Here is a 24,820-nt window from a genome sequence, read left to right as displayed (position 1 = left end):
TGTGGTATAATGAAACAAAGTATTATGTAAGGGGGAGATTAGATAATGCGAGAAGAACTAGAAAAATACGTAAATAAATCAATACGGCTAAAAGCTTATTTCCATCGGTTTGGTTATACAAGAGGGGACATCTTAAGTGTATTGTTAGAAAAAGTTAGAGATGGAGAAACAATTCTAACTCAACATGCATGGATTAGCTATAGTGATGAATTTAAAAATATAGAGATTACAAGTGGAGATGAAATAGAATTTAGTGCCGAAGTAAGACAATATGAAAAAGTACATGGAACAGATTATGGTTTTTGGCATATTAAAGACATTGAAATAATTGAAAAATATGCAATAGAAACAGGAATTCAACCTCTTTCTTATTTTTCGTTTCGTGTACAAAAAGAACAACAAGCATGGAAAAGTATCAAAGGTGAAAAGAAAAAAGTAATTCTAAACGATAAAAAACAAATCCAAAAAGATGTTCGTGTTTTAGAAGGAGATAAAATAGAAATAGAATTATTTAAAATAAGACCCAATGGGATGGTAGAGTATGTATGGAAAATAAAAAGAGAGGATCGATGGAATAAAGGAGGATATTTTAATCCTTTAAAATATGGACAAGCTATATCTATTTATGGAAAAACAAAAATATATTTACCTGAAAAAATATATTTTAAAATGAAAGATACTTATTTTAAGCTATTTTATAGTAAAACTGATATTACATTACCCTATGATCATGAATTAGTACATTATCAAAAACCATTAAAATTCAAATATCGAGAAATAACTATGTATGATATAAATGGTGTACGAATAGAAAATAAAGAAATCATAGAACATCGTCAATATATTTTAGAAAATATGGAAACTATTCTTTCTGATATTCCTTATTGTGATTTTTATGATTTTACACAAACATTTTTTAGTATTAATGTTTTCTTTAAAGTATTTCATGATATCCAAAAGGAGGATGGTTATGATGAAATGTTTTTAAGAGATAATGTTCAAAAACATGTACAGTCTAGTAATTTGTCGGTGAAAAGAGAAATATTAGATTATCTTATGGATTATATATATGGTGAACAATAGTGGGGGATAGTATGGAACTTACTGTCAATATAAATGGTTTTGAAGTAAATGCAAAGTATGAAAAAGAAGATATAGAAAAAACGTTTTATCCATTAATAGAATTTCTTATTCGTTTACAAGAAGAAAAAGGAAGAAGGATTATTGTTTTTTTAGCTGGTCCACCAGGTATCGGTAAATCTACTTTTGTAGCATGCATGGAAATGCTTGCTAGTGAGAAGTATCAGTATGATGATATGCTAGGAATAGGGATTGATGGTTTTCATTATTATAATGATTACTTGATAGAACATAATTTAAAACAAGTCAAGGGATCAATTCAAACATTTCATAAAGAAAAGCTAGTTAAGTTAGTGAAACAAATGGCTAGCAAGGATATATTTTGGCCTATTTATGATCGAAATTTACATAATCCTGTGGAAGATGCGATAAAGATTGATAAGCACATTATTATCTTAGAGGGGAATTATTTAGCACATCCTCAGTGGGTTGATTTAAAAGAATATTGTGATTTTAGTATCTTTCTACGGACAAGTACTGAACTAGTAAAAGAACGTCTAATTCAACGCAAAATAACAGGAGGACTGAGCGAAGTGCAGGCTAATGAATTTTATCATCAGTCTGATAAACGAAATGTAGAAGAAGTATTACAACACAGTAATAAAACAGACATCGAAATATATTTTGATGGAAAACATTATATTAAAAACAGCTAGATTGTAAATAATCTAGCTGTTTGTTTCTATTTCTGTTTTTTTAGGAAAAAAATTCTTTGAAACTATTTTATACATGGTAAATGCAAGTAGAACTGAAATAACATCAGAAATTGGTTGTGCAAATACTAATCCATCAATTCCAAATAAGTCTCCCATAATAAATAACAATGGAATATAGATAGTACCCTGACGACAAGTATTAATAACTAAGGCTGACTTAGCAGCACCGGCTGCTTGCAGGGCGTTTGCTAGGATGTATGACATACTCATCACTACTCCTGTAGAAATCATAACTTGTGCAAAATAATAAGCATATTCAAAAGATTCACTATCACTAACAAAAGCATTCACAATATGTTCTAATCCTAAGTAACATAAAACAGTTAGAGTAGCACTTAAGCCTAGTGCAAATAGAATAGAGAAGTTAAATATTTTATGATATCTCTCTTCGTTTTTTGAACCAATACAATATCCCAATAGTGGTTGAATACCCATGGCAATACCGATACATATCATTGTTGAAATCATCGTTACTTTTAAAGCAACACCAATACCTGCTACTGCATAATCACCATATTGTGACATATTGTTATTTAGAAGTACTTGTGAAACACCATTTAAAATAGAAGTTAATGATGCTGGAACCCCGATCATAACGACACTTTTGAAAATAGTTTCCTTCATACTAAAATCCTTAGGGTGGATACTTAATAATGTTTTTTTATTCGATAAATATCGTAAGTAGAAAATAGTACTACAAACATTCCCGATCACAGTAGCAATAGCAGCCCCTTCTACACCCATATTAAACACTAAAATAAAAATAGGATCTAAAACAATATTTACGATATTCCCAACCAACATCCCCGTCATTGCCTTTTGTGGTTTTCCTTCCCCACGAATTAATGCAGAATAACAAGTCGATATTAACAAAAAAGGTCCACACAAACAAAATACTTGAATATAACTCTTCACAATAGGACCAGTCTGGCTACTAGCCCCTAAAATATTAATAATAGTATCAATAGAACAAAAGACACTAATTGATAACAAAGTTCCTACTGCAATACAACCCCAAAAACAAAAAGAAGAAATACGTTTCACAATATCATGATTTCCTTCTCCTAAACTTCTAGAAATAAAAGAAGCTCCCCCTAATCCAAAAACATTCCCACAAGACATAAATAATAGAAATATTGGAGAAGTTAAAGACACAGATGCAACAAACAAATCATTTCCTGTTTGACCAATAAAAAATAAATCTGCCATATTATATATTAATACCATTAACATCGCTAACATCGAAGGTATTGCATTCTTCAATACCGCTTTACTAACTGGTAACTTATTTAATTCTTCTAAATTATTCTTCATCATAATCTCCCCTATCCATACCATAATAATTTAATAAATTTAATTCTGCTTTCCCTAATAACTCAAGAAACATCAGTTGTTGTTCTTTACTAAAATCTTGAAAAATCAATGCATCTGCTTGCTTTATATTTTCTTCAATAAAATCAATAAGCAATAATCCTTCTTTTGTAATAGTAACTATTTTTTTATGATGATCACTTAAATAAGTAGAAATAAGCTGTTTTTGTTCTAACCTTTGAATAATACCTAAAGTAGTAGGTTGTGCTTTTCTAAACCTTTTTTCAATTATTTTTATAGGCAAAGATAAACTATCTTCTTTACTTAACCACAACAATACAATACCTTGAGAAAAACTAAGATCTTTTTTCTTTAAATTATTATTCATTGTTTTTTCTAAACTAGCACTAAGAAAATGGAAAGTTTTACAAAACTTGATATCACTCATTTGGACCCCTCATTTCTTTGATATAATAGCATGCTATTAGTGCAAAAGCAATAGCATGCTATTGAAAAAGAGAACGATTGTTGTGTTATATTGTGGGAATGTATTGTAAACTAATATAAAAAGGAATATTCTAGGAAGAGGAGAGTGAAGAAAATGAATAATCAATTATTAAAAATGTTAGATGATAAAAAGATAGAATATCAATTAATAGAACATCCTGCAGTATACACAATGGAAGAAATGGAACAATTAAATCTTCCTGATTTTGAGTTAGTAGCTAAAAATCTTTTCTTAAGAAATGATAAGAAAACTATTTATTATTTAATAGTAGTAAAAGAAGATAGAAAAATAAACTTAAAACAAATGAGAAAACAATATCAAACTAGACCACTTAGCTTTGCTTCTAAAGAAGATTTAGAAGCAATCTTAAAAACAACACCAGGATCAGTTACTCCTTTTGGTGTTTTAGAAGATACACAGTGTAAAGTAGTTGTTTGGATTGATGATTTTTTTGAAGGGAAAACAATAGGAGTTCATCCAAATACAAATGAAGCTACTATTTGGATAGAATCAAAAACACTACAAACTATATTAAAAGAACATAATAATAGTGTAGAATTTATAGATTTCAAAAAAGGGATAGGGGAATAGAATGGAACTATTCGTATGTTTAATTGCTGGAATGGGAGCAGGACTAGGGACAGGACTTGCAGGAATGAGTGCTGCAACTGTCATTTCTCCAATGTTAATTACATTTCTAGGAATGAATTCTTATGAAGCTATTGGGATAGCTTTGGCTTCTGATGTTCTTGCGAGTGCTGTTTCTGCCTATACTTATGGTAAAAATAAGAATATTGATTTAAAAGGAAGTAAGTATTTATTTGTTAGTGTTTTGATATTTACGTTCATAGGGGCTATTATATCTCATATGGTTCCTAGCACAACGATTGGGAATTTAACAATCTATTCTTCTTTTATTATGGGAATTAATTTTTTAATCAAATCTTTTCGAGAAGAAAAAGAACAACAACCTAGGCAATTTCAAGGTATATTAAAAGTAGGTTTACCAATACTTTGTGGTGCAATAATTGGTTTTATTTGTGGCTTTGTAGGAGCTGGAGGAGGCATTATGATGTTAATGTTGCTTACAATCGTACTTGGTTATGAACTTAAAATAGCAGTTGGAACAAGTGTCTTTATTATGACATTTACAGCTTTATCTGGTTCAATCTCTCATTTTACGTTAACAGGCATTATTCCTGATTTACCAACACTGACAATATGCGTATTATCAACATTAACATTTGCTCTTATTGGTGCAAAATTCGCTAACAAAGCAACACCTAAAATACTAAATCGTACAACTGGTATTGTACTAACATCATTAGGTATTATTATGCTTACCCTTACTTATTTACCTTAACTAGGAGAAATCCTAGTTTTTTTATTTTCGTGACTTGAAAGATAGCTATATAACAAGAACAAATGTATCTTATATAGTTATAAGGTATTATTGCAAGATGGTAGCGTCAATAATGATAACAAACCAATTGTTCCCTATGATTTTTTTAAACACAAAATAGACTAGAATTAAATAAAGCTATTGCTAAAATAACTCCCACTATAAATGCAAAAAAGCGAAGTATCTCAATTGAATTTGCAAAAGTAAAATAGGAGATAATACTACAATTATTCTTTATGTTGGATTAAGCGGATATCTCTTATTGATAGTTTCTATTTCTTAAAAAAAGAAAGTATTGAAGTAGAAGAAATAAAATAGCTAAAAAATAAAAAGAAAGGAAAAATATTTTTTTGATAAAAGAATAGAAGTAAGGGTAAATTTGACAAAAATATACATAAACTTTAATCGATACAAAATGTACCGTTTTTAGATTTTCTATTGAATAACACATAAAAATATAGTATCATACTACATATAAGGATAAGGAGAAATTTTATGGATAGAGGAATAGTTAGGATTAATAAAATAAACATAAAGAACTTAAAAAATGTAGGTAATGGAGATATCACATTTTCAGAAAAAATATGCGAAAATTTTTATGATCAAAAATCCGATATTTTAGGTATATATGGACAAAATGGTTCGGGTAAAACAACAGTAATATACGCATTATACACATTGAAGAATCTCTTAATAGGAAATAGATTGGATAATGATTTTGAGAATTATATAAAGGCTAACAAAGAAAAAAGTACTGCAAAATTCGAATTAGAAATAATGAATGTTCAAAAACAAAAGTTCAAATGTATTTATGAATTTGAAATAAAAAAAGCAGTTCAAGAAGATAAAAATACAGACTTTTTTTCACTACCAGAACAAATTGATTTTGAAAGTAGTATATACATATCTATGGAACGCTTATGTATTTCTCGGTTAAAAGAAAAAGGCTGGACAAGAATGACACCAGTTTTAGAATATTTTGAAGAAGAAGAAAAACCAGTGGTTCCAAATAAAAATTACCATAAGTTAACAAACGGAAAAAAAGAAATTGAAGACGAAGTTCGATTCGAAAAATTATTTTCAAAAAGAATGTCAAAATCATTTATTTTCTCTCCAAAGATGCAAAACATAATCTTTAAAAGTTCCTTAGATGAGGAAGTAAAAGAAATCTTTAAAATGATAAATATGTATGCTACTTATAAATTACATGTTATTAGTAATATAGAAACAGGAGCAATAAACGCAAATATTGGCTTCCCAATCGCTTTTGTTTCTTCTCATAAAGATAGTATGACAATGTTAAAAGGAAGATTGAATTTAAATGGAACATCACAAATCCCAGAAGAACATTATAAAATAATTGCTAAAAACATTGAAACAAGCAATACAGTTCTAAAAGAAATCATTCCACATCTTAGTATAAGTTTGCAAAAAACTGGTACAAATCTTGATGAAAACAATGAAAAAATTATTGTTGCAGAGCTGATTGCAAATCGAGGAGATGTAAAAATCCCATTAAAATATGAGTCTGATGGTATTAAAAAATTGGTTTCCATTCTATATATGTTAATAATGGTTTATAATGATCCTTCTATGACACTTGCTGTTGATGAATTTGATTCAGGGATTTTTGAACACTTATTAGGAGAAATACTTTCTATCATAGAAAAATTTGGAAAAGGTCAATTAATTTTCACTTCTCATAACTTACGCCCATTAGAGGTAATTAATAAAAATAATATTCTATTCACTACCACAAATGAAGAAAACCGATACATAAAATTTAAAAATTTGAAGGCAAATCATAATTTCAGAAACATGTATTTTCATGATATTATATTAGGCGGACAAAGCGAAGTGATGTATGAAATAACAAGTCCTCATAGGATAAGACACGCATTTTCAATAGCTGGTGATAACAATGGCTAATAGCAAAAAAATCGTTCTTTTTATTGTTGAAGGAATAAATGATGTGACGAGTCTATCAATTTGTTTAGAAAAAATATTAACGGACAGTTCAGTACATTTTGAAATGACGGACGGAGACCTAACAACTAAAACAGGAATTAATTCAACGAATATTGTTGGTAAAATCGGTGATTTTATCAAAGAAAGATAGGGTCAATCATACAAACCAAAAGATTTTCTAGAAGTAGTGCATCTAGTAGATATGGATGGTGCATATATTCCGGACACAGCTATTGTTGAAAATGAATGTAAAATTCATTATGAAAAAGATGTAATCAACACAAATGATGTAAAAAGAATAATGATTAGAAATCAACAAAAAAGGGAAAATTTGAACAGGTTAATTCATTTGCCAAAAGTATGGAATAGTATTCCATATAGTGTTTATTTCTTTTCATGTAATTTGGATGATGTATTACATGGTGAAGCAAACTTAAAAATGGAGGATAAAAACAAACTAGCAAAACAGTTTGAGTCTGACTATATGGATAATCCATCTAAATTCATTGAGTTTTTCAATCAAAAGGAAATTGTGGTGCATGGAGAATACGAAGAAAGTTGGAAGTTTATATCTTTTCAGACTAATTCGTTGCAAAGATATTCTAACTTTGCAATATATTTGAACAAATGTAAAAAAAATTAGAATTTCATTTTATAAGAACGATCAAATCGTTCTTTTTTCAACTTCCAAGCGAATTACAGAAATCAAAAAGTAAGTGGCTATAGCGTGGTGCAAGCACGCTAGGAGGAAATGTATCTTTTATTTGTACTATTTTTATATAATAAAAGTCAAACTAGACATAAGGTGTCTAGTTTGATTTGTTATGATGGTGTTAAAGGAGCTGGTGATTGTGAAATTGATAAAGGTTTTGTTGATAGTTGTTGTATTGTTGGCGGGAGTAACGGGATGTAATAAGGTTGAAAAAGAAGATAGTTATGGATATCTAGAGCACCTGTGTAAACAATCTCAACAAGCCAAAGTATATGCAAAAGAAAACCTAGAACGAATGTTTGAAAATGAAGAGATGATCGAAGCAAAAATCAGTCGCTGTGTATATAGTTATCTTTATGAAGAAGTATTGACATATGTAGTCGCTTTTGAGTATACTAATGGTCCGGAACTAAAAAAGTACGGGTATAAAATAGGTGTAGATAAAAGTCGAGAATATTTCGTTATAGAAGAAGGAGCAACTATTGCCAGTTTTCTTTTGAACGATGAATAGGGGGATTCGATGACGATAGAAATGCAAAGAGTATTATTTGTATTAATGATGCTAGTAGTTATTACGGTAGCAGTTTGTTTTACAGTAGGAAATCCAGCAGTATTTTTCTATAATAAACAATTAGAATATTCTATTCAACAAATAGATATGAATGTAATGCACGTAGAATCAAACCAAGGATATGCTTGGTATTAGAAAGTAACGGGAACGTTGCTTTTTGTTTTGAAAAAATAAAAATTTTTATCAATTTTTTATAAACTAGACATACTGTGTCTAGTTTAGTTTGTTATATTATAGAAGCGAGGAGGATATTACAATGAAAAAAAGGTTTTCACTACATAATATGTATTTAAGAAATATATCATTTGATCAAGAAAACAATATGCAATTAACATTGGATGAAAGTTATACAAACCATAATCATGGGGAGGAGGGATTCCGTATTGGTAAAGCTGTATTAACTTTTGCAAGATTGGAAAAACAACATGTAAAAGCTAGTTATTATCAAGAGGAATTTCGTAAAGAATTATCTTTTCAAGAGTTAAAGGATCATATAAGAGCTAATACAGTAGAAATCATGGAAGAAATGTATGATCATAATATTATGTATTTTAGTTGTATTATGGATAAGATTAATTTGGATATTAAAATATATCATGATCAAGAAGTAGATTATCAATGGATTTTGTCTAAAAACTAGAAGTTGTTTAACAACTTCTTTTTTTTATGTGAAAGTTCACATAAAAGTAAAAAACAAGAAGTAGAATAACGAATAATTTAGGGAAAATGGGAGAAAAAATGAAAAATAGACAGTTAGAATTACTAATCCATTTATTAAAAATAAAAAAATCAACTTATAAAGAATTATCAAAAAAATTTGAAGTAAGCACAAAAACAATAGAAAGAGATATTGATCGTCTAGCATTAGCTGGAATACCAGTATATTGTCAACAAGGAGCTGGTGGTGGAGTGAATATTGATGAAGATTATAAATTCACGAATTCTTTTTTTACTCCTCATGATATTGGTCATTTAGTAACTGCATTACATATGGCACGTTCGTTTACTGCAAATCCAAGAAATCAAGAAGTATTACAAAAGCTATCTTTAATAGCACCTAATCTAACTACGATGTATCAACAAAATGTTACTAACTATTTTTATATTGATAATCCTGCAGGTCCTGTTGATTTTTCGAAAGGAATATATGAATTAATAAATTACTGTTTAGATTTTAAAGAATATGCTTTGATTAATGGCAAAGATGAAATAGTATGTTTAGGATATGTTTTCAAATCAGATAAAATATATTTATTTTCATATTTAGATGATTATCAATTAATTAATATTGCTGATATCATTACCTTTGAAGCTACTGGTAAAACAATCAGTGAAGAATACATGAGTTATCATGAATACAGAGAAAAAGATATTTCATAGTAGAAGTATCTTTTTATTATATAAGAAGTCTTATAAGATGTTTTATGATATACTAAAATAGTCACGGGAGGACAATATAATGGAGTTTATAGCAGGAAAAAATTTAGTTCTATTTTTAGCAATATTATTATTTTTAATTAATGCATATATTATTAGAAAAGGAAATGTTCATATACAAGATTTTCAATACCTGAATTTAGGAGTAAAGGTATTTGGGACATTGTTATTGATAATTGCTGCAATTATTCCTTTTGTAGAAATTATGCACATGATTTTTTCATTTATATTAACACAAATAGTTTATTTAATGTGTTATACATTGTGCTTATTAAAGGGAGTGGACTAACACTCTTTTTTTATTAAAACAAGGAATATCTAATTTAATGATGCGATACCTTCTTAAATATGCTAGGATATTAATAAGAGGATTTATAGGGAGGTACTATGAAAGTAAAGGCAGTGATTTTTGATTTTAATGGGACATTATTCTTTGATACCGCTTTTCATGATATAGCATGGGCAAAGACTGTAAAAGAAATAACAGGTAGCAAAATAAATGATGAAATTCGGATTCGATTACATGGATCAAACAATGCACAAACGATTCATAATCTAAAACCAGAATTAAGTGAATTGGAAAATGAATATTATTCGTTACAAAAAGAGGCTCTTTATCGTGCTATTTGTTTAGAAAATCCAGATAAGTTGCATTTAGTAGATGGTGCTATTGAACTGTTTCAATATTTAAAGGAAAACAAGATTCCTTTTACAATAGCAAGTGCTTCTATTAAAGAAAATATAGATTTTTTCTTTGATATATTTTCATTAGGAGACTATTTTGATATAAATCATGTGTTCTATGATGATGGAAGTTATCCAACAAAAATAGAAATGTATCAAGCTACATTAAAAGATATGAATGTTGATGCAAAAGATTGTATTATTTTTGAAGACAGTAAAACAGGTATTACTTGTGCTAAATCAATAGGAGCAGGTTATATTGTAGGTATTAGTAAAGAAGCATTACCAGAGACATTAATAGAATATGGTGCAAATGAATGCATTGATCATTTTCTACAATTTAATTATGAAATACTAAAATAGCAATCCCCTAAGGGATTGCTATTACTATTTGATTTTAAAATAGGCTACGATATTAATATATACATAGTAGAATGCAAAGAAAGAAAGTCCTAAACACAATATAAATGTTGAAGTATCAAAATCTGATAAATAAGCATTTACAATAATCAGTACCCCAAATGCAGAATATAAACCAATTTTTAATAAAACTTTCTTTTTGTCTTTTGATTCAGCTACTTCTTTTACCATTGTATATTTCGTTGCTTTTTCAATAGTAGCAACAGTACGTAACTTTAATAAGAATGTATAACGGAAAACTAATTCAATCAGAACAAATAATATTGCAAAGAAACCAAAGAATGTAAACCATGAACTGAAGAAATCAATACATAATACCATTAAACAAACAATGAAAATAAATCTATTTTGATAAAGTCTATATTTATCTTCAGATTGACGATCAATCAGATAACCTTTTTTTGTAAAATTATCATAATGAATATAACGATTACGTTTATCAATATAAATATGATTGCCTGAAATTCCCTTTTTAGCAGCCATGCAACATCATCTCCCCTTTACAGAATGTTTCTAATACTTCATAATCATCTTCTAAGACAACCATATCTGCATCAAAACCAACCCCGATAGCTCCTTTATAATGATCAATATGTAAACAACGAGCTGGATTAATAGTACAAGAATTAATAGCTGTATTCATTGGAACACAAGCTTCTTCAATTAAGATTCGTAAACCTTGATTTAAACGTAATGTTGAACCAGCTAAGTTTTTCTTACCAGATGTTAAATGAGCACTTCCATCTGGATAGATTTCTATTTCATTTCCACCAAACAAGAATTTAGATCCTACTTTTTTCCCTTTGCACATTAAGGCATCCGATACCATAATAGCGTAATTAGGTCCTTTAGAAATAAAGAAATTATTTAATGCAGCAAGAGTAGAATGATTTCCATCACAAATGATTTCTCCATACATCCCTCTTAAACGATAAGCAGCACCAACTAATCCATTTTCACGATGATTAAATGGAGTCATCCCATTATATACATGAGTCATACTTCTAGCACCATAACCATAAGCACGAACTGCTTGATCATAAGTTGCAGCAGAATGCCCAATACTAACAGTAACACCATTTTGTACTAAATAACGAGTTAATTCAAAATCATCATCTTGTTCTGTAGCCATTGTAATATATTTAATTAAACCACCTGCAGCTTCTTGATAACGTTCAAATTGTTCAATAGTAGGCTTCACAATATGTTGTTCTGGTTGAGCTCCTTTATAAACCATATCTAAATAAGGTCCTTCAAAATGAATCCCTACAACATCCGCACCACGATAACCATCTTTTACTACCTTCGCTACATTTTTAAGTGCAGCAGTTAATACTTCTTCACTTTGTGTAATAGTAGTAGGGAAAATAGTAGTAACTCCCTCATCCGTAATATTTTCTAACCAATAACGTAATCCTTCTTCAGTAGCATCATTAGTATCAAATCCATATGCTCCATGAGTATGAATATCAATAAATCCAGGTAAAATTCTTTTAGTACCATAATCTTTATCTACTTCTTTTTTACCATAATCATAAATCCCTATAATTTTCCCGTCTTCTATTTCAACTTGTGCACTAACAAATTGATCCGCAAACCAAACTCTTTTACTTTGAATAATCATTCTATTCTCCTTCTCTATTGCACCCAATAGTTCTTCATTGTTTTTGTTAATAGTAAGATAAATTTATTTTACCACGAATTAATAAAATAGTGAAATCATCTCCTCTTTTTTATTTAATAAAAATTATCTTATTAAAATAATAATAAATGTTTTTCTATATAAAATATACTAAAACGATAACTTATTGATTATAAAAAGGTAAAATCATAAATCATAGATAAATATTTACTATTATACAAAAAAATATTGGAAAAAAGAGATTGTAAGTGATAGGATAAAGATAAGTAAGTTGGGAGAATGATAGTATGATAGAAAATTGGAAAATGGAGATAATAGATAATGATTTAATAGAACCAGTATTAATTATGAATATTAAAAAAAGTAAAATAGTTTATTGTAATGATATTTCAAAAAAAATAGGTTTAATACAAGATTCAATGGAATTAGAAAGCTTCCTTACAATGATAGAATTACCGATATCATTTGAAGAGATTTGTACAAAAGTTTTTGCAACCAAAGAAGAACTAAAACTATCAGATTGTAAAATATCAGTAGGTAAATTAGGGTTTATGGCTATTTCAATGAGAATAGGTTATTTATCAGAAGATGAATTATATCTTATTGGTTCCTTTTATTTTGAAAGTATTCATGATATTTTAATGAAAAATCGTTGTTTTCAAACATTATATGAAGGGTCTTTTTCTTATCCATTTCGTTTGGATATTTTAACGCGTGATATTCAGTTTATTGGACCTATTGGAAAACAATTTGATTTAAGTTCCATTATGCATAACTATCCAGAAGAAGTAATAAGTTCTGGTGTATTAGTACAAGAAGATTTGGAATCTTTTCAAGGTATGGTGGAAAGAATGTATGAAGGGAAAACACCAATTCATACGTTCCGTTGTTATGATCAAGAAGGTAAGATTTTATGGTATCAACCAAGGTATGTAGTAAATCGTGATGAACACGATAATCCTGTGGAGTTGATAGGTGAGTTTGTTAATATTCAAGAGAAAATAGAATTAGAAGAAAAAATGCAATATGATGAATTAACAGGTTGTTTAAATAAAGCAATGTTCACAAGTACTGTTACTGACTTTTTAGAGAATTCAACAGAAGAACATGCTTTGTTTATTGTTGATTTAGATAATTTTAAAGCGATTAATGATAATCTAGGACATCAATTTGGAGATGCGGTTTTGAGAGGTACAGGAGAAGATTTAATTGATATATTTAGAGATTGTGACTATGTAGGTCGTATTGGTGGAGATGAGTTTATGGTACTCATGAAAAACGTGAAGGAAATAAATAGTGTTGAAGAACGTGCCAGTGAAATAGTCAAAGCATTTCAAAATACATATCATGGAAATAGCCGTATATATAAAACTTCCGTAAGTATCGGAATTGCAGTATATCCTAAAGATGGCTCTGATTTTAGTTCTTTATATGATAGTGCAGATATCGCATTATATGATGTGAAAAGCAGAGGAAAGAATAGCTATGAGTTTTATAATCCAGTAATGGAAGAAGGAAATATGTCAAATACAACACCATTTGATGCAGCTGATCGGGCATTATCACAACATTTTGATCAACAGATAATTGTTGAAATATTTGCCTTGTTATCACAAGCAAAAGACTACCGAGCATCTTTAAATAAAGTATTAGAATTATTAGCACTACAATTTAATGTAGAAAGATGTTATGTGTTTGAACCAGACAATAATATGGAATATATTAATAATACGTATGAATGGTGTAAAGAAGGAACTACTTCAGAAATAGAAAATCTTCAACATATTCCTAGAGAAGCTTATCAACCATTAATTGATTTAACGAACAAAGAAGGTATCTTTTATTGTAATGACTTAACTATGCTTAAAGGAGAACCTACTTATGATGTAATGGTAGATCAAGGGATATTATCTTGTTTAATTAGTTTCAATATCTATGAAGGACAAATACATTCCATGTTAGGCTTTGATGATTGTACAAATGCTAGAGTATGGAGTTCTAAAGAAATAGGAACGATCATGCATGCTTCTAAAATCATAGAACAGTTCTTAAAACATATTCATTCCCTAAATGAAGTAGATAAAGCATTAAAAGAGAAACTAAATGTATTAGATGAAATCTATTCATTATCTTATGTAGTAGATTTAGAAACATTTGAACTTGTTCATACTAATTACTTTTTTAAACAATTATATCCTCATGCTAAATTAGGTGACAAATGTTATCAAGCAATTCAAGGAGCTGACCACCCATGTTCTATCTGTCCTATTTTTAAAATGCAAGAACAACAAAAAGATCACTATCGAACAATCATCAAAATACCTAAAAATAAAAAAGAGATGTTAGTAAATGTATCTAATATTGGTACTTTTGACAAAAGAGAATGTGTCTTCTTTTCATGTAGTGATATTGGTGAATTAGACGAATAAAACCCTGTCCATGACAGGGTTTTACTGTTTGATAGATTGATAACTTTCTAGTCCATAACTAGGAGTACTTGTTTTAGTAGCAACATGAATTGCTTCTTTCATACATGTGGTTGCCAGTACACCAATAGCGTCTACACTAGCTTCCACTTGTCCCGTTGATAAAACAAAGATAGTATCTCCATCACTCATTGTATGGACAGGGAAAATACTTAAAGCATAACCATTGTGGGTAATACTTGCAACTTTATTACATTGGCTTTTATCTAGCTTTGCATTAGTAACAACACAACCAATTGTAGTATTTCCTTGGGGTAAAGTAATGCTTTCTAGACCTTGACTAAAGAAATCCAAAGGATCAATAATAATTCCATCTTGATGCATACCTGCTAAAAAAGATCCTTTTCCATCACTAACATTACCAATTGCATTTAAAGCAACATAAGCACAAACTTGTATTCCACCAGCTTCGACACCATACATCCCTTGACCAGTCTTCATTGGACTTAAAGTAGGAGACATTTTCCCAACACAAGCACCAGTTCCAGCTCCGAAGTTTCCGTTTTGATAAGTGTTTGTTTCGCTTGCAACACAAGCTTCATATCCCATTTGTTTATCAGGTCGAATTGAACCATCACCAACTCCTAAATCAAACAAAGAAGCCCCACATACAATAGGGACATGAAATCCTAGAATTTCAAAACCATATTCCTTTTTATCTAAATATTCCATAGCACCACTAGCAGCATCTAATCCAAATGCACTTCCTCCAGAAAACATAACTCCATGAATTTGTTGGACCATATTTTTAGGATTTAATAAATCTGTTTCTCGTGTAGCAGGACCACCTCCACGTACATCAACACCAGCCGTTGCTCCTTTAGGGCAAAGAATGGCTGTACAGCCTGTTCCAGCTTCTAAGTTTTGTGATTGTCCTATTTGAATACCCTGAATATGATGCATACTTATCTGTTTCATTACTCGTCCTCCCTTTTTCAAATATTGTAACACAAATAGAAGTCAAATCATTGCCTTATTTCAATACTTTGGTATGATTAAGATAAAGAAATGGTGGAGGAAAAAAGTGTGAAAAATTATATAGATTTACATATGCATTCATTGTATTCAGATGACGGAGAATTTACACCGAAACAATTAGTTGATAAATGTGTAGAAGCAAATATCAAAGTAATGGCAATTGCTGATCATAATAGTGTAAAAGCAAACAAAGAAGCACAAGATTATTGTAAAGAAGTAGGGATTGAATATATTCCTGCAATTGAAATTGATTGTACCTATAACGGTATTAATTTACATATGGTAGGATATGGTGTAGACTACACAGTACCAGAAATTTGTGCATTAGAAGAAAATGTATACAAACAAGAATTAGCTTGTTCTAATACAAAACTAAAACTAACAAATCAATTAGGGTTTGAACTTACGAAAGAAGATATGGATAAAGTAAGTAGTAATGGTGTATGGACAGGAGAAATGTTTGGAGAAGTATTGTTAGAAAAAACAGAGTACGTAGACCATCCATTATTACTAAATTATCGTCCTGGAGGATCACGTAGTGATAATCCATTTGTGAATTTCTATTGGGACTTTTATGCACAAGGGAAACCTTGTTATACTGAAATTATATTCCCTTCTTTACAAGAAGCAATTGATTTAGTTCATCAAGTAGGTGGTATTTGTGTACTAGCACATCCCGGCAATAACTTAAAAAATGATTACTCTATTTTTGATGAGATGGTTACATTAGGATTAGATGGTGTAGAAGCATTTAGTAGCTATCATAGTCAAGAAGCAATCGATTATTTCTATGCAAAAGCATTAGAACATCATATTATTGCTACTAGTGGTAGTGATTATCATGGTAAAACAAAACCTGCTATTAAAATAGGTGGTTCAAAATGTAATATTGATCATGATGTAACCTATGCATTGTTACAACAATATAAATTACTTTAAAAGGAAATGAATATTTCCTTTTATAATGCGGGATGAACGTACATAATGCATTGTTTAAAAAAGCAACAAACAAAGATAAAGTTCATTTCTATAAAAAAGAATGATAGGAATAACTAGGGTCTAGAGATAATCTAAATAGAAAACACCCTGATTTAATACCTTTTGAAGCATTGTCTACTGAAGAAAAAACAAAGGATTTACAAGCAAAAGGAATAGAATGATGACAATATAGTCTATTTTTTATCAAAAATAGATAAAAAGTTATTGTTTGCTATACCTTTTTATGAAAATATGGTATGTTTAGACTATCAAAATAAATTATTGTAGAGCTATAGGAGGCGCATATGAAAATAGTATCTGATACATCAACAATGTTTACACCAAAACAAGCAGAAGAATTAGGGTTTCATGTCTTACCGTTAAGTGTAACAATCGATAATGTAAGTTCAAGAGAGTTAGTTGAAATACAAAGCCCTGAATTTATTGAAAAAGTAAGAGCGGGATTTGTACCTATATCTTCACAACCATCTGTTGGGGAAACAATGGAAGTGTTTGAACTGTATGAAGAAACAAAAGAAGAGATATTATGTCTTTGTATGGCAGATGGGTTATCTGGAACATTTAAAAGTACTCAAGGAGCTAGAGAACTAGCTAAAAATAAAGATAATATTCATGTAGTAAATACACAAATATTATGTGGACCACATCGTTATTTAGTAAAAAAAGCATTAGAATTTCAAAGTGAAGGAAAATCTTTACAAGAAATAAAAGCATATATTGAAGAACGTATTCCTACAGGAAAATCATTCTTAGTTCCTCAAGATTTTGACTTCTTAAAAAGAGGAGGTCGTTTAACTCCAGTTGCAGCTAGAGTAGGTGGTTTATTAAAAATATTACCTATTATGTGTACAAATGATGACGGTACACGTATAGAAAAATATGGTGTAAAGAAAACAATGAAAGGTGCTGCGAAAGTAATTGTTGAAGGATTAAAAGAAAAAGGTGTAGATGATAGTTATTTAATTACTGTTAGTCATGCTGATGTTTTTGATCAAGCAAAAGAAGTGATGGAGATTGTAAAAGATGCATTCCCTAACAATGATATAAGAATGTATGATTTAACACCAGCCTTTATTACTCAAGGTGGACCTGGTTGTATTGCAGTACAAACAATTAAAAAATAAAGAAATAGTGGGGAATGTTTCCCACTATTTTTGTTTCATACTAAATGGGAAAAGGTTGACATTAGTATCTTAGTTTGATAAAGTTTAATAGTAAATGCGATGATTGGAAGAAAAGAAAGTTGGCTAATAGAGACTTAGTGGTTGGTGGAAACTAAGAGTGATACTTGATTGGATGGCCCATGAGCAGTTATCTTGAAATTAGTAGAGATAAACGTATTCTTGCGTTAAAAGATTTGAGTGACATACATGGTATGTAAAAAAGGTGGTACCGCGATATTTTCGTCCTTTATTTAGGGCGTTTTTTTATATAGAAAGGAAAAAGGAAAATGGAAAAATATTATTTAACAACGGCTATTGCTTATACTTCTGGTAAACCTCATATTGGGAATACTTATGAAATTATTTTAGCAGATGCAATTGCAAGAACAAAAAGATTACAAGGGTATGATGTTTATTTCCAAACAGGAACAGATGAACATGGTCAAAAAATTGAATTAAAAGCAAAAGAAGCAGGTATTGAACCACAAGTATTTGTGGATGAAAAAGCAGGAGAAGTAAAACGTATTTGGGATATGATGGATACTACTTATGATCGTTTCATGCGTACAACAGATGCTTATCACAAATCTCAAGTACAAAAAATATTTAAAAAATTATTTGATCAAGGAGATATTTACTTAGGTCATTATGAAGGAAAATACTGTACTGCTTGTGAATCATTCTTTACAGAATCACAATTAGTAGATGGAAAATGTCCTGATTGTATGGGTGATGTACATGATGCAAAAGAAGAAGCATATTTCTTTAAATTATCAAAATATCAAGATCGTTTAATTGAACATATCGAAAAACATCCAGAATTCATTCAACCAGTTTCTAGAAAAAATGAAATGATGAATAACTTCTTAAAACCAGGATTACAAGATTTATGTGTTTCTCGTACTACTTTTACTTGGTCTATTCCTGTTGATTTTGATCCAAAACATGTGGTATATGTGTGGATTGATGCATTAACTAATTATATTACAGGATTAGGTTATGATGTAGATGGGAATCATGGAGAGTTATATAAGAAATATTGGCCTGCAAGTTTACATTTAATAGGGAAAGATATTGTTCGTTTCCATACTATTTATTGGCCTATTATGTTAATGGCATTAGATATTCCTTTACCTAAACAAGTATTTGGGCATCCTTGGTTATTACAAGGAGAAGGGAAGATGTCTAAGTCAAAAGGAAATGTTATTTATGCGGATGATTTAGCTGATTTATTTGGGGTTGATGCAGTACGTTATTATGTATTACATGAAATTCCTTATGATAATGATGGAACAATTACTTGGGATTTATTAGTAGAAAGAATTAATTCTGATTTAGCTAATATTTTAGGTAACTTAGTAAATCGTACGATTGCAATGAGTAATAAATATTTTGATGGAGTAGTAGAAAACTCAGGAGTAGTGGAAGCGATAGATCAAGAACTAATTGATATTGCTTTAGCTATGCCTGCTAAGGCATTAGCTAAAATGAATGATCATAAAGCAAGTGATGCTTTAGATGAAATCTTCACATTACTTAGAAGAACAAACAAATACATTGATGAAACAATGCCTTGGGCACTTGCTAAAGAAGAAGCTTCTTTACCAAGATTAAAAACAGTATTATATAACTTAGTAGAAAGTATTCGCTTTGCCGCAGTTATGTTAGAAGCTTATTTACCTGCCACTGCAAGTAAAATCCTTGATCAAATTAATACAGATTTAAAAGATCTTGCATCTTTAGAATCATTTGGTAATTATGTTAATGGTACAAAAGTAGTAGAGAAACCAGAAATGTTATTTGCAAGATTAGATCCTAAAGAGATTGAAAAGAAAATAGAAGCAATGCAACCTAAAAAAGAACCAGTAGTAGATGAAAACTTAATTGGAATAGAAGATTTCATGAAAATAGAATTAACAGTAGGTACAGTTGAATCTTGTACAAAACATCCTGAAGCAGATAAATTGTTAGTTTCTCAAATAAATATTGGAAAAGAAACAAGACAAATTGTATCTGGTATTGCTGATTTCTATTGTCCAGAAGATATGATTGGTAAAAAAGTAATTGTGGTAACAAACTTAAAACCAGCAATGCTTCGTGGTGTAGAATCACAAGGTATGATTTTAGCAGGAAGTAAAAAGAAAGTATTAGAAGTACTTAGTGTTGAAAATTTACCGAATGGTACGAAAATAAAGTAGAGTTTTGTCTTATGACAAACTCTTTTTTTATAGTAATTATTGAAAAATGAGAGTAGAATGAATAAGAGGATAAGGGAGGAATTATTATGAGTATTTATCAATTTTATGCACCTACAAAAGTGGTTTTTGGTAAAGAATCACAAAAAGAAGTAGGAAAATTAATTCAAGAACAACAATGTAAAAAAGTATTATTACATTATGGTAGTAATAGTGCTAAAAAAACAGGTTTATTAGATGAAATAGAAACATCATTAAAACAAGCAGGTATCGAATATGTATCATTAGGTGGAGTAGTTCCAAATCCAAGACTTTCTAAAGTATATGAAGGAATAGAATTATGTAAAAAAGAATCTGTTGATTTTATTTTAGCAGTAGGTGGAGGAAGTGTTATTGATTCCTCAAAAGCGATTGCATGGGGAATGAAATATGAGGGAGATGTATGGGATTTGTTTTCATTTAAAGGAGCTTCGTCAGGAGCCATACCTTTAGGATGTGTTCTAACAATAGCAGCTGCCGGAAGTGAAATGAGTAATAGTTGTGTTATTACCAACGAAGATGGCGGCCTAAAAAGAGGTCATAATAATGATAATATTCGTATGAAATTTGCGATTATGAATCCAGAGCTAACTATTACTTTACCGGATTATCAAACAGCATGTGGTTGTGTGGATATTTTAATGCATACATTAGAAAGATATTTTATTCATGGTTCTAAAATGGAAATGACAGATGCAATAGCAGAAGGTCTATTAAGAACAGTAATCAAGAATTCATTAATTCTTAAAAAAGATCCTAGTAACTATCAAGCAAGAGCTGAAATTATGTGGGCTTCTAGTTTGTCACATAATGACTTAACTAGTTTTGGAGATGATCAAAGAGACTTTGCATCTCATAAATTAGAACATGAAATAGGTGGTATGTTTGATGTGGCACATGGTGCTGGATTAGCAGTAGTATGGCCAAGTTGGGCAAGATATGTCTATCTAGATTGTTTGGATCGTTTTGTGAAGTTTGCGATCGATGTAATGGAAGTGAAAGTTCAATCATCTAAAGAAAAAACAGCTCTTTTAGGGATAGCTACATTGGAAGAATTCTTTGTCCAACTTGATATGCCTATTACAATGGAAGAGTTGGGTGTTAACGCTACAGACCAACAACTTCGCACAATGGCTAACTTATGTGCCCTAGGAAATAAAGGAAAAATAGGTAGTGCCAAAGTATTATTAGAAGAAGATATGTATCAAATACTAAAAGCAACACAAAAGATTGTCTAATAAGATAATCTTTTTTTTATTTAAAGGCTAGCTAAACTCGTAAATTAAAATATGGATTTGCAAAGAAATATAAAAAAGCGATATATTTTTTTAGAAGTACTATTTATTACAGTATCCATCACTATTTAGGCGGTAAAAAAGGATATTTTACCACAAAATATGGTTGGTGAAAAACATTTAATTGTATGAAGTCAATACATTAAATAAAAAAACTATCACAATAATATGAGTATATTTACAATACTAAAAGCCAAAAAACCTTTGTAAAATATATTTTTTCAAATATTTGTAAATTCCCTTCCTTATAAATGAACCTTTCTTGACTTGAGAATGGTTACCATAATTATATAATTAAAGTGTAATAATTCATGAACTATTGAAAGGCAAAAATAACCTGATCAGTTGTTTTGCAAAAAAAATCGTAAAATGAGGAGGGATACGATGAGTCAAATACTACCTTCAATTTTTGGAGCCAACATACTGAAGTTGAAAGAAGAATTAGAATTTTTAGAAGATGAAAAGACAGAAATTTTACATGTCGATATGATGGATGGAAATTATGTATCGCACATTGCATTTGGAGCATTACAAATCTCAGAAATGAAGAAGGCTTCTACTATGATATTTGATGTCCATATGATGGTGGCAAATCCAAAAGATCATTTAGATGACATCATAGCAACTGGAACAGAGATGATATCAGTGCATTATGAAACAACTCCACATATCCATAACATGCTACAGCGAATAAAAAAAGCCGGAAGATCAGCAGGGGTTGTTTTAAATCCTGGGACACCAATTAGCGTGTTAGAATGTTTATTGGATGATTTAGACTATGTGTTACTTATGTCAATAAATCCTGGAACACCAGGGCAATCATTTATTGAAAATACAATTAAGAAAATTGAAGATTTAAAAATTATGATAGGAGAAAGACCTATCAAGATAGAAGTAGACGGAGGAGTTAATAATAAGAATATCGCAAAACTATCTCAAGCTGGTGCTGATATGATAGTTGTAGGGGGATATATTTTTAGCAGTACTCCAAAACAAAATTATGATGAGTTAAAGCAGATTTTAGCTACAGAGGTGTAAATATGAAAAAATTTGAAAATAAAGTTGTTTTAGTTACCGGTGCAGGGCACGGTATAGGTAAAGAAATTGCTATGCAATTTTCAAAACTAGGCGCAAATACAGTTATAGTAGATTACAATAAAGATTTCGGAGAACAGACAGCTAAAGAAATTAGTGAAAAATATTGTGAATCAATATTTTTACCTGCTGATGTTTCAGATGCTGTAGCAATGGAAAATATTCGTGAGTCAGTATTTGAAAAATTTGGAAGAATCGATGTATTAGTGTTAAATGCAGGTATCGCAATGAAAAGCACTGTGGATAATGTGACTATGGATGACTGGTATAAAATTGTAAATATTAATTTAGGAGGTTTATTTACAACGGTTAAAGCGTTTTATAATGATTTTTTAACAAATAAAGGCTCTATTGTTTATATAAGTTCTGGTTCTGCATTAAGTGGAACAGGTGGAGCTGTACCTTATCCAGCTGCTAAAGCAGGAGGAGAAGGATTGATGAGAGGATTGGCGAAAGAACTAGGTCCAAAAGGTGTGAATGTTAACACTATTGCTCCTAGACTAATAGACACAGGGGAAATGATGAGAGTTAATTACCCAACACAAGAGAGTTTAGATAAAGTGTTAAATACCATACCTGTGAGAAGAATGGGAACGGTACAAGATGTTGCAAACTTAACTATTTTCTTAGCGGATCCTGAAAATTCTTATATACAAGGGCAAACTATTTTATTGGATGGCGGTAGAACAATTGCTTAATTTAGTTGAGACGCAAATATAGAAGTAATTTAAATAATATGTAATAATAAAATGAGAGGGAAATATAGTGATAGTCACTATAAGATAAAAATATGGAATTTATTTTAGAATTTACTCAAACATTTATGAATTTGGGTGCGGTAGTATTACTTCCGGTAATTATTGCTGCTTTATGCGTGTTTTTTGGTTTGAAAGTAGGACAATCTATTAAAGCTGGTTTATTAGTAGGTATTGGTTTTCAAGGGTTATGTTTAGCGGTAACTTTGTTAATTGACTCTATTGATCCAGTAATGGTTTATTATAGTAGTATGGGTACTGGTTATGATGCATTGGAAATTGGATTTGCTGCATTAGGTGCGGCGTCTTGGACAGTTCCGTTTGCTGTGTTTGTAGTACCAGCGATTATTATCGTTAATATTATTTTAGTAAGATTAAAAATAACAAAAGTATTAAATGTAGATATTTGGAATTTCATGCACTTCTTAGTTCCTGGTGCTTTAGCTTATGCTCTATTTGGCAGTGCGATTCTTGGTTTTGCAGTTGCATTTGGATGTGGGATGATTGCATTATTCTTTGCGCAATGGTTAGCTCCAAAATGGTCTGAGTATTTTGGGTTAGAAGGGACAACATGTACAACATTATCTTTCTGTGCTTGGACATATCCAATTTGTTATGTAATTAATAAAATTATAGATAAAATTCCTGTAGTAAAAGATTTAGATGCTAATATTGATAGAGTTTCAGAAAAATTTGGAGTTTTAGGTGATCCAGCAGTTATTGGTATTTTTGTAGGGCTTTTCTTAGGGGTATTAACTCAACAAAGTTTCTCTAGTATTTTAACAATTTGTATGGGAGTAGCAGCGGCAATGGTATTAATTCCTAGAATGGTTAGTATCATGATGGAAGGTTTATCTCCTATGGGTGGAGCAGCAAATGATTATATGCGTAAAAAAATCGGTCCTGATGCGGATATTTATATTGGGATGGATATTGCTTTAGGTCTTGGAGATCCAGCTTGTATCACTTGTACAGCTGTTATGATTCCAGTTACTATTCTTATTGCATTAATGCTTCCAGATATGAGATTCTTCCCATTAGCTATTTTAGCAGAGGTATGCTATGTTGCTCCGATGTGTGTATTAGCTAGTAAGGGAAATATTGTTAGAACTTTAACATGTATGGTCTTTATGATGACAACAACTTTATTTTTTGCAAATATGTTTATACCAGAAGCAACACAAATGTTATCAGTGACAGGTGTAGAAATTGAAGGATTTATCACTGCTTCACATTTTGGATGGAATCCTGGGAATTTATTTGTTTCATTCCTTAAATTAATCTTTGGGTAAAGGTAGGTAATT

At 30.1% G+C, this 24,820-nt stretch carries 26 protein-coding genes and 1 other annotated feature; of the genes, 21 read left to right on the top strand and 5 right to left on the bottom strand.

Going from position 1 to position 24,820, the window contains the following annotated elements; genetic code table 11:
• Positions 1–45: 45 nt before the first annotated feature.
• The gene (locus LRR82_RS08665; protein WP_249029029.1) at positions 46–1,083 is read left to right on the top strand and encodes a hypothetical protein; all 1,038 of its coding nucleotides are present in this window, start codon (positions 46–48) and stop codon (positions 1,081–1,083) included.
• An 11-nt stretch (positions 1,084–1,094) separates the two neighbouring features.
• On the top strand, positions 1,095–1,796 hold the full coding sequence (locus tag LRR82_RS08660; RefSeq protein ID WP_249029028.1) for a nucleoside/nucleotide kinase family protein: 702 nt from the start codon (positions 1,095–1,097) through the stop codon (positions 1,794–1,796).
• A gap of 12 nt (positions 1,797–1,808) precedes the next feature.
• Here LRR82_RS08660 and LRR82_RS08655 read toward each other — a convergent pair whose 3' ends face one another.
• Positions 1,809–3,173: an MATE family efflux transporter gene (locus LRR82_RS08655; RefSeq protein ID WP_249029027.1), complete on the bottom strand. Its 1,365-nt coding sequence runs from the start codon at positions 3,171–3,173 to the stop codon at positions 1,809–1,811.
• The gene (locus LRR82_RS08650; protein WP_249029026.1) at positions 3,160–3,615 is read right to left on the bottom strand and encodes a MarR family winged helix-turn-helix transcriptional regulator; all 456 of its coding nucleotides are present in this window, start codon (positions 3,613–3,615) and stop codon (positions 3,160–3,162) included. The genes LRR82_RS08655 and LRR82_RS08650 overlap by 14 nt, the downstream gene beginning before the upstream one ends.
• A gap of 153 nt (positions 3,616–3,768) precedes the next feature.
• On the opposite strand from LRR82_RS08650, the gene LRR82_RS08645 reads away from it, so the two are divergent.
• The 11 genes from LRR82_RS08645 (at position 3,769) to LRR82_RS08595 (ending at position 10,812) form a co-directional block, all read left to right on the top strand.
• On the top strand, positions 3,769–4,266 hold the full coding sequence (locus LRR82_RS08645; protein ID WP_249029025.1) for a prolyl-tRNA synthetase associated domain-containing protein: 498 nt from the start codon (positions 3,769–3,771) through the stop codon (positions 4,264–4,266).
• Between the two features lies 1 nt (position 4,267).
• Entirely contained in the window at positions 4,268–5,038 is a 771-nt protein-coding gene (locus tag LRR82_RS08640; protein WP_249029024.1) for a sulfite exporter TauE/SafE family protein, read from the top strand.
• Between the two features lie 534 nt (positions 5,039–5,572).
• Positions 5,573–7,006: an AAA family ATPase gene (locus LRR82_RS08635; protein ID WP_249029023.1), complete on the top strand. Its 1,434-nt coding sequence runs from the start codon at positions 5,573–5,575 to the stop codon at positions 7,004–7,006.
• Complete coding sequence (locus tag LRR82_RS08630) at positions 6,999–7,196, top strand: hypothetical protein (RefSeq protein ID WP_249029022.1); 198 nt, start codon at positions 6,999–7,001, stop codon at positions 7,194–7,196. The genes LRR82_RS08635 and LRR82_RS08630 overlap by 8 nt, the downstream gene beginning before the upstream one ends.
• Before the next feature lie 51 nt (positions 7,197–7,247).
• Positions 7,248–7,688: a hypothetical protein gene (locus tag LRR82_RS08625; RefSeq protein ID WP_249029021.1), complete on the top strand. Its 441-nt coding sequence runs from the start codon at positions 7,248–7,250 to the stop codon at positions 7,686–7,688.
• Between the two features lie 208 nt (positions 7,689–7,896).
• The gene (locus LRR82_RS08620) at positions 7,897–8,268 is read left to right on the top strand and encodes a hypothetical protein (RefSeq protein WP_249029020.1); all 372 of its coding nucleotides are present in this window, start codon (positions 7,897–7,899) and stop codon (positions 8,266–8,268) included.
• A gap of 9 nt (positions 8,269–8,277) precedes the next feature.
• Entirely contained in the window at positions 8,278–8,463 is a 186-nt protein-coding gene (locus LRR82_RS08615) for a hypothetical protein (protein WP_249029019.1), read from the top strand.
• Positions 8,464–8,584: 121 nt separating this feature from the next.
• Positions 8,585–8,968, top strand: a complete 384-nt coding sequence (locus LRR82_RS08610) for a hypothetical protein (protein ID WP_249029018.1) — start codon at positions 8,585–8,587, stop codon at positions 8,966–8,968.
• A gap of 98 nt (positions 8,969–9,066) precedes the next feature.
• A complete protein-coding gene (locus LRR82_RS08605; RefSeq protein WP_249029017.1) occupies positions 9,067–9,708 on the top strand; it encodes a helix-turn-helix transcriptional regulator in 642 nt (213 codons plus the stop codon).
• A gap of 79 nt (positions 9,709–9,787) precedes the next feature.
• On the top strand, positions 9,788–10,054 hold the full coding sequence (locus LRR82_RS08600; RefSeq protein WP_249029016.1) for a hypothetical protein: 267 nt from the start codon (positions 9,788–9,790) through the stop codon (positions 10,052–10,054).
• Between the two features lie 98 nt (positions 10,055–10,152).
• Complete coding sequence (locus tag LRR82_RS08595; RefSeq protein WP_249029015.1) at positions 10,153–10,812, top strand: HAD family hydrolase; 660 nt, start codon at positions 10,153–10,155, stop codon at positions 10,810–10,812.
• Positions 10,813–10,836: 24 nt separating this feature from the next.
• Here LRR82_RS08595 and LRR82_RS08590 read toward each other — a convergent pair whose 3' ends face one another.
• The gene (locus LRR82_RS08590) at positions 10,837–11,352 is read right to left on the bottom strand and encodes a hypothetical protein (protein ID WP_249029014.1); all 516 of its coding nucleotides are present in this window, start codon (positions 11,350–11,352) and stop codon (positions 10,837–10,839) included.
• On the bottom strand, positions 11,342–12,493 hold the full coding sequence (gene nagA / locus LRR82_RS08585) for an N-acetylglucosamine-6-phosphate deacetylase (RefSeq protein ID WP_249029013.1): 1,152 nt from the start codon (positions 12,491–12,493) through the stop codon (positions 11,342–11,344). Before nagA ends, LRR82_RS08590 begins: the two co-directional genes overlap by 11 nt.
• A 305-nt stretch (positions 12,494–12,798) precedes the next feature.
• Between nagA and LRR82_RS08580 the strand changes: the two genes are divergently transcribed.
• Positions 12,799–14,940, top strand: coding sequence for a sensor domain-containing diguanylate cyclase (locus LRR82_RS08580; protein ID WP_249029012.1), 2,142 nt, complete (start codon positions 12,799–12,801; stop codon positions 14,938–14,940).
• Between the two features lie 21 nt (positions 14,941–14,961).
• Here the strand turns inward: LRR82_RS08580 and LRR82_RS08575 are convergent, their stop codons facing one another.
• On the bottom strand, positions 14,962–15,915 hold the full coding sequence (locus tag LRR82_RS08575) for a P1 family peptidase (protein WP_249029011.1): 954 nt from the start codon (positions 15,913–15,915) through the stop codon (positions 14,962–14,964).
• 108 nt (positions 15,916–16,023) lie between these two features.
• On the opposite strand from LRR82_RS08575, the gene LRR82_RS08570 reads away from it, so the two are divergent.
• The 7 genes from LRR82_RS08570 to LRR82_RS08540 all read left to right on the top strand — a co-directional run bounded on the left by LRR82_RS08570 (position 16,024) and on the right by LRR82_RS08540 (position 24,808).
• Positions 16,024–16,914: a PHP domain-containing protein gene (locus LRR82_RS08570; RefSeq protein WP_249029010.1), complete on the top strand. Its 891-nt coding sequence runs from the start codon at positions 16,024–16,026 to the stop codon at positions 16,912–16,914.
• A 344-nt stretch (positions 16,915–17,258) separates the two neighbouring features.
• The gene (locus LRR82_RS08565) at positions 17,259–18,098 is read left to right on the top strand and encodes a DegV family protein (RefSeq protein WP_249029009.1); all 840 of its coding nucleotides are present in this window, start codon (positions 17,259–17,261) and stop codon (positions 18,096–18,098) included.
• A gap of 90 nt (positions 18,099–18,188) precedes the next feature.
• Positions 18,189–18,388 (top strand) — a binding site (T-box leader).
• Positions 18,389–18,424: 36 nt separating this feature from the next.
• Positions 18,425–20,335, top strand: a complete 1,911-nt coding sequence (gene metG, locus LRR82_RS08560) for a methionine--tRNA ligase (RefSeq protein ID WP_249029008.1) — start codon at positions 18,425–18,427, stop codon at positions 20,333–20,335.
• Positions 20,336–20,421: 86 nt separating this feature from the next.
• The gene (locus LRR82_RS08555; protein WP_249029007.1) at positions 20,422–21,609 is read left to right on the top strand and encodes an iron-containing alcohol dehydrogenase; all 1,188 of its coding nucleotides are present in this window, start codon (positions 20,422–20,424) and stop codon (positions 21,607–21,609) included.
• 441 nt (positions 21,610–22,050) lie between these two features.
• Positions 22,051–22,704, top strand: coding sequence for a ribulose-phosphate 3-epimerase (rpe, locus tag LRR82_RS08550; RefSeq protein WP_249029006.1), 654 nt, complete (start codon positions 22,051–22,053; stop codon positions 22,702–22,704).
• A 2-nt stretch (positions 22,705–22,706) separates the two neighbouring features.
• Positions 22,707–23,459 carry an SDR family NAD(P)-dependent oxidoreductase gene (locus LRR82_RS08545; RefSeq protein WP_249029005.1) on the top strand — a complete coding sequence of 251 codons (753 nt, stop codon included), beginning with the start codon at positions 22,707–22,709 and terminating at the stop codon, positions 23,457–23,459.
• A gap of 92 nt (positions 23,460–23,551) precedes the next feature.
• On the top strand, positions 23,552–24,808 hold the full coding sequence (locus LRR82_RS08540) for a PTS transporter subunit IIC (protein ID WP_249029004.1): 1,257 nt from the start codon (positions 23,552–23,554) through the stop codon (positions 24,806–24,808).
• Positions 24,809–24,820 lie beyond the last annotated feature (12 nt).

The sequence above is a fragment of the Tannockella kyphosi genome, assembly GCF_021054785.1.
In the GTDB taxonomy this organism is placed as follows: Bacteria; Bacillota_I; Bacilli_A; order Erysipelotrichales; family Coprobacillaceae; genus Tannockella; species Tannockella kyphosi.
Note: the sequence above shows the minus strand (reverse complement) of the source record. Positions and strands in the feature narration are given on the sequence as shown.

What these genes read in the sequence shown, in the direction of transcription:
- LRR82_RS08665 (WP_249029029.1), top strand. Translation starts at nt 46, where the DNA reads ATGCGAGAAGAACTAGAAAAATACGTAAATAAATCAATACGGCTAAAA.
- LRR82_RS08660 (WP_249029028.1), top strand. Translation starts at nt 1,095, where the DNA reads ATGGAACTTACTGTCAATATAAATGGTTTTGAAGTAAATGCAAAGTAT.
- LRR82_RS08655 (WP_249029027.1), bottom strand. Translation starts at nt 3,173, where the DNA reads ATGATGAAGAATAATTTAGAAGAATTAAATAAGTTACCAGTTAGTAAA.
- LRR82_RS08650 (WP_249029026.1), bottom strand. Translation starts at nt 3,615, where the DNA reads ATGAGTGATATCAAGTTTTGTAAAACTTTCCATTTTCTTAGTGCTAGT.
- LRR82_RS08645 (WP_249029025.1), top strand. Translation starts at nt 3,769, where the DNA reads ATGAATAATCAATTATTAAAAATGTTAGATGATAAAAAGATAGAATAT.
- LRR82_RS08640 (WP_249029024.1), top strand. Translation starts at nt 4,268, where the DNA reads ATGGAACTATTCGTATGTTTAATTGCTGGAATGGGAGCAGGACTAGGG.
- LRR82_RS08635 (WP_249029023.1), top strand. Translation starts at nt 5,573, where the DNA reads ATGGATAGAGGAATAGTTAGGATTAATAAAATAAACATAAAGAACTTA.
- LRR82_RS08630 (WP_249029022.1), top strand. Translation starts at nt 6,999, where the DNA reads ATGGCTAATAGCAAAAAAATCGTTCTTTTTATTGTTGAAGGAATAAAT.
- LRR82_RS08625 (WP_249029021.1), top strand. Translation starts at nt 7,248, where the DNA reads ATGGATGGTGCATATATTCCGGACACAGCTATTGTTGAAAATGAATGT.
- LRR82_RS08615 (WP_249029019.1), top strand. Translation starts at nt 8,278, where the DNA reads ATGACGATAGAAATGCAAAGAGTATTATTTGTATTAATGATGCTAGTA.
- LRR82_RS08610 (WP_249029018.1), top strand. Translation starts at nt 8,585, where the DNA reads ATGAAAAAAAGGTTTTCACTACATAATATGTATTTAAGAAATATATCA.
- LRR82_RS08605 (WP_249029017.1), top strand. Translation starts at nt 9,067, where the DNA reads ATGAAAAATAGACAGTTAGAATTACTAATCCATTTATTAAAAATAAAA.
- LRR82_RS08600 (WP_249029016.1), top strand. Translation starts at nt 9,788, where the DNA reads ATGGAGTTTATAGCAGGAAAAAATTTAGTTCTATTTTTAGCAATATTA.
- LRR82_RS08595 (WP_249029015.1), top strand. Translation starts at nt 10,153, where the DNA reads ATGAAAGTAAAGGCAGTGATTTTTGATTTTAATGGGACATTATTCTTT.
- LRR82_RS08590 (WP_249029014.1), bottom strand. Translation starts at nt 11,352, where the DNA reads ATGGCTGCTAAAAAGGGAATTTCAGGCAATCATATTTATATTGATAAA.
- nagA (WP_249029013.1), bottom strand. Translation starts at nt 12,493, where the DNA reads ATGATTATTCAAAGTAAAAGAGTTTGGTTTGCGGATCAATTTGTTAGT.
- LRR82_RS08580 (WP_249029012.1), top strand. Translation starts at nt 12,799, where the DNA reads ATGATAGAAAATTGGAAAATGGAGATAATAGATAATGATTTAATAGAA.
- LRR82_RS08575 (WP_249029011.1), bottom strand. Translation starts at nt 15,915, where the DNA reads ATGAAACAGATAAGTATGCATCATATTCAGGGTATTCAAATAGGACAA.
- LRR82_RS08565 (WP_249029009.1), top strand. Translation starts at nt 17,259, where the DNA reads ATGAAAATAGTATCTGATACATCAACAATGTTTACACCAAAACAAGCA.
- metG (WP_249029008.1), top strand. Translation starts at nt 18,425, where the DNA reads ATGGAAAAATATTATTTAACAACGGCTATTGCTTATACTTCTGGTAAA.
- LRR82_RS08555 (WP_249029007.1), top strand. Translation starts at nt 20,422, where the DNA reads ATGAGTATTTATCAATTTTATGCACCTACAAAAGTGGTTTTTGGTAAA.
- rpe (WP_249029006.1), top strand. Translation starts at nt 22,051, where the DNA reads ATGAGTCAAATACTACCTTCAATTTTTGGAGCCAACATACTGAAGTTG.
- LRR82_RS08545 (WP_249029005.1), top strand. Translation starts at nt 22,707, where the DNA reads ATGAAAAAATTTGAAAATAAAGTTGTTTTAGTTACCGGTGCAGGGCAC.
- LRR82_RS08540 (WP_249029004.1), top strand. Translation starts at nt 23,552, where the DNA reads ATGGAATTTATTTTAGAATTTACTCAAACATTTATGAATTTGGGTGCG.